A 2116-nucleotide genomic window follows, 5' to 3' on the forward strand; every position below is an offset into this window, starting at 1 on the left:
GGCCGGGCGGTCGCCCTGCACCCGCTCGCGGTGATCATCGGCATCGCTGCCGGCGTCGTACTCGCGGGCATCACCGGCGCGCTGGCCCTCCTGGGCACGTCGGACACGCACGGCAACGTCTACAACTGGGACTACTACCGCGACGCCGAGTACGACGACAGCAAGCAGAACGACATCGGCGTGGCGAAGCTGGCGACGTTGATCAACCAGATTCGTCGGGAGCGGCGCGGCAAGGCGACGCTGGTGCTCGACGCCGGCGACACGATCCAGGGCACGCCCCTCGCGACGTACTACGCCAAGCAGGAGCCGATCACCGCCACCGGGGAGAAGCACCCGATGGCACGGGCCATGAACGTCATCGACTACGACGCGGTGACCCTGGGCAACCACGAGTTCAACTACGGTCTGCCGTTGCTGGACCTGTGGATCCGTCAGCTCGGCTTCCCGGCGCTCGCCGCGAACGCCGTCAACGCGAAGACCGGCAAGCCGGCCTTCCTGCCGTACGTCATCAAGAAGGTCTCCCTCGGTTTCGCCGCGCCGACCCTGCGGGTCGGCATCCTCGGGTTGACCAACCCCGGTGTGGCCATCTGGGACAAGGGCAACGTCGAGGGCAAGCTGCGCTTCGACGACATGATCGCGACCGCCGCGAAGTGGGTGCCGATCATGCGGGCCCGCGGCGCGGACCTCGTGCTGATCTCCGCGCACGGCGGTGACAGCGGCACCTCCAGCTACGGCCCCGAGCTGCCGAACGAGAACCCGGTGGCGCTGATCGCCCAGCAGGTGCCGGGGATCGACGCGATCCTCTTCGGTCACGCGCACAACGAGGTGGTCGAGCGGTTCGTGACCAACGAGCGCACCGGCACGCAGGTGCTGCTCTCCGAGCCGTCGAAGTGGGGCCAGCGGCTCACCCGGATGGACTTCACCCTCACCCGCGAGCGTGGCCGGTGGGCGATCACCAAGAAGACCGCCACCATGCTGAACACCAACACGGTGGTCGAGGACCCGAAGGTGCTCGCCGCCGTGCGGGCGCAGCACCAGAAGACCGTGGCGTACGTCAACCAGGTCGTCGCGCAGTCCACTGTGGAGTTGTCGGCGGCGGAGTCGCGGTACAAGGACACGCCGATCCTGGACTTCATCAACCATGTGCAGACCGAGGTGGTCGGCGCGGCGCTGGCCGGCACGGCGTACGTGGACCTGCCGGTGCTGTCGATCGCGGCGCCGTTCAGCCGGACCGCCGTCTTCCCCGCTGGCGACGTGAAGATCCGCGACGTGGCCGGCCTGTACGTGTACGACAACACCCTGGAGGCGGTCGTGCTCAGCGGCGCCGAGGTGCGCGCCTACCTGGAGTACTCGGCGAAGTACTTCCGGACGGTCGCGCCGGGTGCCCCGGTCGACCCGGAGCAGATCAGCGACCCGGCGGTGCCGGACTACAACTACGACGTCTTCTCCGGCCTGGACTACGACATCGACATCTCCAAGCCGGTCGGGCAGCGGATCACCCGCCTGGTGCTGGCCGGCAGCGACACCCCGGTCGCGGACAACGCGCAGTTCGTGGTGGCGGTGAACAACTACCGGCGCAGCGGCGGTGGCAACTTCCCCGGCATCGTGAAGACCCAGGTCTACAACGCGCAGCAGGAGATCCGTCAGCTGCTCATCGACTGGGCGCAGGCCAGGGGAACGATCGACCCGGCCGACTTCTTCCAGCCCAACTGGCGTCTGGTACGCGAGGGCGTGCCCGTCTTCTGACCGCAGCGCATCACGAACGGGCCGTGGGTGGCGACACCCGCGGCCCGTCGCGCGTTCTCAGCCCTGCACGTTCCAGCGGATCGGGTCCTCGGACTCCTCCGGCCGGTCGCGCCCGGGATCGGTCTCGGTCAGGGCCACCCGCTCGTCGGGACGGACGGCGGGCGGCAACTCCCCGAACCGCGCGTGGCGCAGAAACGCGTACTCGTCGTCGGTGAACTGTTGCTCGTTCATCAGCGTCTCCCCCTGCTCCGCTGTGATTGTCCGGCGGCCCCGGTGGTCCCCACCAGTAGCCGGACGCACACCCTCTAAGGCATCCTAGGATCCTGGGTGAGCGGTGATGGCCTGGCGCGACGGATGGGACAACCGGTCG

At 68.6% G+C, this 2116-nt stretch carries 2 protein-coding genes; one reads left to right on the forward strand and one right to left on the reverse strand.

The window, feature by feature from the left end:
- The first annotated feature begins 30 nt into the window (after window positions 1-30).
- A complete protein-coding gene (locus ABZ749_RS34315; protein ID WP_357235373.1) occupies window positions 31-1746 on the forward strand; it encodes a 5'-nucleotidase C-terminal domain-containing protein in 1716 nt (571 codons plus the stop codon).
- A gap of 57 nt (window positions 1747-1803) precedes the next feature.
- Here ABZ749_RS34315 and ABZ749_RS34320 read toward each other — a convergent pair whose 3' ends face one another.
- Entirely contained in the window at window positions 1804-1977 is a 174-nt protein-coding gene (locus tag ABZ749_RS34320; RefSeq protein WP_357235370.1) for a hypothetical protein, read from the reverse strand.
- Between the last annotated feature and the right edge of the window lie 139 nt (window positions 1978-2116).

Origin of the sequence: Micromonospora sp. NPDC047753 (assembly GCF_040642735.1) — a bacterium.
Taxonomy (GTDB): domain Bacteria; phylum Actinomycetota; class Actinomycetes; order Mycobacteriales; family Micromonosporaceae; genus Micromonospora.